6 protein-coding genes and 1 pseudogene are annotated in these 6,485 nt (G+C 64.6%); 3 read left to right on the top strand and 4 right to left on the bottom strand.

What is annotated here, in order from left to right; translation table 11 throughout:
• Nucleotides 1-96: 96 nt before the first annotated feature.
• From NKJ12_RS10500 to NKJ12_RS10485, 4 genes and pseudogenes are all read right to left on the bottom strand, one after another.
• Nucleotides 97-537: pseudogene (locus tag NKJ12_RS10500) on the bottom strand (ABC transporter permease subunit); the annotation flags it as partial.
• A complete protein-coding gene (locus NKJ12_RS10495) occupies nucleotides 537-1,268 on the bottom strand; it encodes an ABC transporter permease (protein ID WP_254816058.1) in 732 nt (243 codons plus the stop codon). The gene NKJ12_RS10495 and the pseudogene NKJ12_RS10500, both read right to left, overlap by 1 nt.
• Nucleotides 1,269-1,394: 126 nt before the next feature.
• Nucleotides 1,395-2,189 (bottom strand): transporter substrate-binding domain-containing protein, encoded by a 795-nt coding sequence (locus NKJ12_RS10490; RefSeq protein WP_352509795.1) that lies wholly within the window; start codon nucleotides 2,187-2,189, stop codon nucleotides 1,395-1,397.
• 56 nt (nucleotides 2,190-2,245) lie between these two features.
• Nucleotides 2,246-3,055: an ABC transporter ATP-binding protein gene (locus NKJ12_RS10485; protein WP_352509793.1), complete on the bottom strand. Its 810-nt coding sequence runs from the start codon at nucleotides 3,053-3,055 to the stop codon at nucleotides 2,246-2,248.
• 217 nt (nucleotides 3,056-3,272) lie between these two features.
• Between NKJ12_RS10485 and NKJ12_RS10480 the strand changes: the two genes are divergently transcribed.
• From NKJ12_RS10480 to NKJ12_RS10470, 3 genes are read left to right on the top strand one after another with little or no spacing between them, the layout of a single operon-like run.
• On the top strand, nucleotides 3,273-4,121 hold the full coding sequence (locus tag NKJ12_RS10480) for a dimethylarginine dimethylaminohydrolase family protein (protein ID WP_352509798.1): 849 nt from the start codon (nucleotides 3,273-3,275) through the stop codon (nucleotides 4,119-4,121).
• Nucleotides 4,118-5,698, top strand: a complete 1,581-nt coding sequence (locus NKJ12_RS10475) for a 5-guanidino-2-oxopentanoate decarboxylase (protein WP_352509792.1) — start codon at nucleotides 4,118-4,120, stop codon at nucleotides 5,696-5,698. Before NKJ12_RS10480 ends, NKJ12_RS10475 begins: the two co-directional genes overlap by 4 nt.
• A 57-nt stretch (nucleotides 5,699-5,755) precedes the next feature.
• Nucleotides 5,756-6,463 carry an SDR family NAD(P)-dependent oxidoreductase gene (locus tag NKJ12_RS10470; RefSeq protein WP_352480696.1) on the top strand — a complete coding sequence of 236 codons (708 nt, stop codon included), beginning with the start codon at nucleotides 5,756-5,758 and terminating at the stop codon, nucleotides 6,461-6,463.
• The last annotated feature ends 22 nt before the right edge of the window (nucleotides 6,464-6,485 follow it).

The raw sequence follows: 6,485 nt of genomic DNA, 5'->3' as shown, positions 1-6,485 counted from the left end.
CCCCCCCCCCCCCCAAGCCCCCCCCCCCCCCCCCCCCCCACCCCCCCCCCCCTCCCACCCGTCAGCTCTTTTTTGGAATCATTAGACCGCATACTATATCGTCAGATAAAGAACGGCGTAGGGCCATGCCTGCCTTAGAATGGGCCAGAGGAACGACTCGCGTATCCAAGGAAATTGCGGAAACAGCGAACCCAGTCCGTAGTAGAGCAGCCAGAGCTGGAGCAGCAGCGGCGTGCCGCGAATAATCGTGCAGAACACCTTGGCCGGCACACTCAAGATCGGCGGGCCGATCACCTGCGCAAGGCCGAGGGGAATGGCCAGCGCGATGCCCAGCACCGACGTTACCACAAGCAGCCAGATGGTCCGCCATATGCCTTGCAAGGCCAGCGGCAGATAGGCCGGCAGCCAATCCCAGCGCATGAGGAAAATCGATGCCACTACGACAACCAGCGCGATCAGGATCAGCGCTATGCGGTGCGGCTGCACCCACAGCGAGGCCCGTGCGGCGGCGTCAATGACCGGAGTTTCGGCGGCCATCAATGCGATCCCGCGATCGAGGGCATGCCGCGTCGTGCCCAGCGCTCAACGCGCCCGATAGCGATGTTGGAGACGAGGGTCAGGACGAGATAGAGCGCGCCCGCCGCCATGAAGAAGGTGAAATAAGCCTTCGTCGCGCCGGCTGCCGTCCGTGTGGTTTGGGTCAGTTCATTAACGCCGACGATCGCGAGAAGCGCGGTGTCCTTGGTGGCGATCAGCCACAGATTTGCCAACCCCGGAATGGCGAAGGGCAGCATCGCCGGCAGCGTTATGCGCCTGAGAAGCAGGCCGGGAGGCATTCCATACGCCCGGGCGGCTTCGATCTGGCCTTGCGGAATGGCGCGGATCGCGCCGCGCAAGACTTCGGTGGAGTAGGCGCCCTGCACGACCCCGAGCACACCTATGCCGGCGACAACCCCGTTGATATCGATCGCGGCATAACCGAGCGCGGTAAGCAACTGGTTGATGAGGTCGGTACCAGCGAAATAAAGCAGCAGGATCAGGACCAGCTCGGGCACGGCGCGGACCACTGTGGTGTAAACTTCCAGCAGGTCACGGACCACCGGCCCGCCATAGAGCTTGCCATAGGCGCCGCCGACGCCGATCACAAGACCGACCCCAAAGGAACCGAAGGCAATTCCGACCGAGTTTGCCAGCCCGTGCAGAAGGTTGAGACCCCTGCCGTTCGGCGGTTCGAAGGACAGCAATTCCAGCGAACTGGCTCCGAACATGGTGGCGAGAACGTCGCTCAGCTTATGTCCCCCTGGACTTCCGGGTTGAGGCGCCAATGATGTATCAAGCCGGACGTGCCATCGCGACGATGGCGGCTAGGCCTGCCCGGCTTGATGCCGCTGCCGTCAGTTGGACTGCGACTCGTCGCCGTAGATGTCGAAGTCGAAGTACTTCTTGGTGATTTCGGCATACTTGCCATTGGCTCGGATAGCCTTGATTGCGGCATTGAGCTTATCCTTGATCTCGGTGTCGCCTTGGCGTACGCCGGCGCCGACGCCAGGCCCGAGCACTTCCAGGTCCGGTGCGACATAACCCTTGAGGTCGCAGCACGCTTTGCCTTGATCCGACTTCAAAAATGCGTCGAGCGCGATCGAATCGGCCTGGGTGGCATCGATCCGGCCGGCGGCGAGATCCTGATTTGCCTCGTCCTGCGTCTGGTATTCCTTGATTTCCGCAGCGTCGGTGAAGTGCTTCTTGGCGTAGGCGGCGTGCACCGTGGAGGCCTGAACGCCGACTATCTTGCCCTTCAGCCCCTCTGGCGTCGCATCGAATTTCTGATCCTTGGCGCCGATCACCGCGGTCGGCGTGTTATAATATTTGTCGGAGAAGTCGATTTCCTTCTTGCGTTCGTCGGTAATGGACATCGAATTCATGATTGCATCGATCTTCTTGGTTTTAAGCGCCGGGATAAGGCCGTCCCATGGGACTGGCGTCAATACGCAATCCAGCTTGGCTTCGCCGCAGATGGCGTTGACGATGTCGACTTCCCAGCCGCCCCACTTGCCGGATGCATCCTGCGAGTAAAACGGCGGATAGGCTTCAGGCGAAAATCCCACCTTGATCTGTTCGGCGCTTGCCGAAAATGCACCCGACAATGCGATCAGCGTGGCCGCGAGCACCGTTTTGAGAAAAGGTTTCATTTCTTTCAGTTCTCCCGTTTTTTTGCTTTGACGTTCCCGTCTGCTTTTCTCGCAAGTCATCCAACATTGCGCAGAAACTGCTTCAGTCTTTCGGATCTGGGTGCGCCGAAGATCTGTTCCGGCGGCCCCTCTTCCTCGACCAGCCCATTATGGAGGTAGACGACATGCGTCGCGACCTCGCGGGCAAACTTCATCTCATGGGTGACCAGCACCATGGTGCGGCCTTCGCGCGCCAGGTCGCCGATCACCTTCAGCACCTCACCGACCAGCTCCGGGTCGAGCGCCGAGGTCGGCTCATCGAACAGCATGACGCGCGGATTGATGGCCAGCGCCCTGGCGATCGCGGCGCGCTGTTGTTGGCCGCCCGACAGATAGGCGGGATAGACGTCGCGTTTTTCGGCAAGGCCGACGCGGGCGAGCAGCTTTTCCGCCTCGCCGATCGCCACATCGCGCCTGACGCCGAGCACATGCACGGGAACCTCGATGACGTTCTCGATCAACGTCATGTGGCTCCACAGATTGAAATTCTGGAAGACCATGCCGAGCTTGGAGCGGATGCGTTCGATCTGCTTGCGGTCGGCGGGCACGGTGTGACCGTGGCTGTCGGCCTTCAACCGGATCTGCTCGCCATTGACGCGGATGATGCCGCTGGTCGGGTTCTCCAGGCAGTTGATGCAGCGCAGCAGCGTGGATTTGCCCGAGCCTGAGCCGCCGATGATGGCGATCACCTCGCCGTCGCGCGCCGACAGCGAAACGCCCTTCAGTACGTGCAGGTTGCCGAAATTCTTGTGCAGGTTCTCGACGTGGATGGCTTCGGCAGCGCCGTTCTGCGCCGGATGCTTCAGGGCGGTGACGGGCGCTGTCATCGTCGCGGCGCCCCGCGGAGCAACCGAGGCAGTCCTTGCTGGAATTTTTTACCCATTACCCGTCACTGGACAGCGTTCCGATTCTCAAGATGGACCGTTCCGCTTGCCTCCGTCAACCGCAGTTTTTGGACCATTGATCACCGCCTGCCGAGTGGCTATTGGCAGGAGGGGCGCGTTTCAGGAGAATTTAGTGGTCAAAGCATACGGGTCGCAGTCGATGGCCGGGACGCTGCAGCGCGTGCTGATGCGCTCCGCCGCCAGCGCCATGCGTCGGGCCGAAGCGCTGGATTGGCACTATGGCCCCGGCTTCGATCCGCAAAAAGCGGCGGCCCAGCATGATGCGCTGGCCAGGCTGATTTCTGTCTCAGGCGCCGAAATCGAATGGCTGAGCGACGCCGATGACGGGCTTGCCGATTCGGTCTTCACCCACGATCCCTCGCTGATGACCGACCACGGCGCGGTTATCCTCGCTATGGGCAAGGCGCTGCGCCGGCCCGAGCCAGGCCTGCACGAGGCAGCCTATGGGCGCATGGGCATCCCCATCCTTGGCCGTATCGAGGCTCCCGGCCAGGTCGAGGGCGGCGACTGCGTGTGGGTGGATGCAAACACGCTGGCCGTCGGCCGCGGCGTGCGCACCAATCAGCTCGGCATCCAGCAGCTCGCCAACCTGCTTTCGCCCAAGGGTATCCAGGTCTACGGCTTCGACCTGCCGCTCTGGCAAGGCGAGGAGGCCTGCCTGCACCTGATGTCGGTGATCAGCCCGCTCGCCGACGATCTGGCGCTGGTCTATGCGCCCCTCCTGCCGGTCGCCTTCCACCAAATGCTGCGCGAACGCGGCATTCGGCTGGTCGAGGGCGACGCCGACGAATTCTTCGCCTCGAATGGGCTCAGCCTCAACGTCCTGCCGACCGCGCCGCGCCAGGTTATCGCCGTTGCCGGTTTTCCGAAGACGGCGGCTGCCATGCAGGCCGCTGGCTGTACGGTCTCGACATTCGAGGCCGATGCGCTGTGCATTGCCTGCGAGGGCGGCCCGACCTGCCTCACACGCCCGGTGCTAAGACAATGACGACCATCGGCGAAGCGCTCATCACCTTGCTCGAAGCGCACGGCGTCGACATAGTCTTCGGCATTCCCGGCGTACACACGGTCGAGCTCTATCGCGGGCTTGCGCGGTCGAAGATCCGTCACGTCACGCCGCGCCACGAGCAGGGCGCCGGCTTCATGGCTGATGGCTATGCGCGCGCCAGCGGCAGGCCCGGCATCGCCTTCGTCATCACCGGGCCGGGGCTGACCAACACCATCACCGCCATGGGCCAGGCGCGCGCCGATTCGGTGCCGATGCTGGTAATCTCGGGCGTCAACGCCACACCGACGCTGGGCAAAGGCCTTGGCCATCTGCATGAACTGCCAGACCAGCGCGGCATGATGGAGAAGGTGGCGCTGTTTTCGCACCGTGTCACCGACGCCGGCGAGCTGCCCGGCGTGCTCGCCCGCGCCTTTGCGCTGTTTTCATCCTCGCGTCCGGGTCCGGTGCATATCGAGATCCCGACCGATGTCATGAGCCTGCCTGGCAACAGCATCGTGCCGTTGCTGCGGAATTCAGCGCCGCCCGAGCCGGATGTGGCGGCGATTGCCGCGGCGGCAAGGCTATGCGCGTCCGCCCGCCGGCCGCTTATCCTGGCCGGCGGCGGCGCCAAAGCGGCCGAAGCACCGTTGCAGCGCCTTGCCGAGAGGTTGGGAGCGCCGGTCGTCCAGACCGCCAATGCGCGCGGCCTGCTCTATCGCCATCCGCTTGGCGTGCCGGCCAGCCCCAGCCTGAAGGCGGTGCGTGCGCTGATGGCCGGCGCCGATCTGGTCATTGCCGCCGGCACCGAATTCGGTCCGACCGACTATGATGGCTATGGCGACGGCGGTTTTGTCCTGCCTGCCAATCTGATCCGCATCGATATCGGCGCCGACCAGCTTGCCCGCCGGCCGGCCCGGATTTCGATCCAGGCCGATTGCGGTGCAGCGCTCGAGGCGCTGGGTGCCGAACTCGGCACGGGCCAGGCGCAATCGGTCGACGGCGCCGCTCGCGCCGCCGCGACGCGGCAAGCGGCCTTTGCCGAGATCGGCCCGGCTATGCAGGCGCAACTGCGCGCCGTCGAGACGATCCGCGATGCGCTGCCTGGCGCGATCATCGTCGGCGATTCGACCCAGCCGGTCTACGCCGCCAACCTCTATTACGATCATGACCGGCCGGGCGGCTGGTTCAACGCGGCCACCGGCTTCGGCGCGCTCGGCTATGGCCCGGCGGCGGCGATCGGCGCCGTCCTTGCCAGGCCTGAGGCGCCGGTCGTTTGCCTCACCGGCGACGGCGGCTTCCAGTTCACCCTGCCGGAACTGGGCGCCGCGCTCGACGCTGCGGCGCCGGTGATCTTCGCCGTCTGGAACAATCGCGGCTACCGCGAGATCGAAACCTCGATGCTCGACGTCGGCGTCGAGCCGGTCGGCGTCTCCCCGGCACCGCCGGATTTCTGCAAATTGGCCGAAGCCTACGGCATTGCCGCCGAGCGGATTTCCGGCGCCGGCGGCTTGGCGGACGCGCTTGGGCGCGCGCGGGCGACTGGACGACCTTACGTCATAGAGATTTCGGTTGAGTGATCGCGCGAAAGGCGCGACCTTCCGGATCGGCGGCGCGCAATGACGGAGCGGTCGAATATGACGGAAACACTGGACGGCAGACATATCGTGGTGACCGGCGGCACCGGTGCCCTTGGCGGCGCGGTCGTAGGGAACCTGCTGGAGCAGGGCGCGATCTGCCATGTGCCCAACGCTCACGCTGCCGCGCCTGCACATTTCCCCTTCCCGGCGCATGACCGCGTCAGGTTGGCGCATAACGTCGACCTCGCCGACCCTGCCAAGGTCGACGCCTTCTATGCCAGCGTTCCGAATTTATGGGCATCGGTGCATCTGGCCGGCGGCTTCACCGCCGCGCCGGTCGAGAAGATCGAGCCCGCCTCCTTCGCCGAGATGATGGACACCAACGCCCGCACCACCTTCCTGTGCTGCCGCGCGGCGATACGCTCGATGCTGGAATCTTCCGTGCCGGGCCGCATCGTCAATGTCACCGCGCGAGCCGGGCTCGATCCGCGGCGCGGCTCCGGCAAGGTGGCCTACGCCGCCGCCAAGGCGGCAGTCGCCGCGATGACCGTGGCGATGGCCGAAGAGCTGAAGGGCAACGGCATTCTGGTCAACGCCGTGGCGCCCTCGACGCTCGACACGCCGGCCAACCGGGCTGACATGCCGAACGCAGATTTCAGCAGATGGGTCAGCCTTGAAGCGGCCGCCGAGGCCATTGCCTATCTCGCCTCGCCGGCCAACATGGCCATCAGCGGCACGCTGGTGCCGCTTTACGGCAGGGCCTGAGCCTGCGGTCCGTCGCAAAGGT

The sequence above is a fragment of the Mesorhizobium sp. M0195 genome (genome assembly GCF_040322115.1).
Taxonomy (GTDB): domain Bacteria; phylum Pseudomonadota; class Alphaproteobacteria; order Rhizobiales; family Rhizobiaceae; genus Mesorhizobium.
This window is presented reverse-complemented; position numbering and strand designations above follow the sequence as displayed.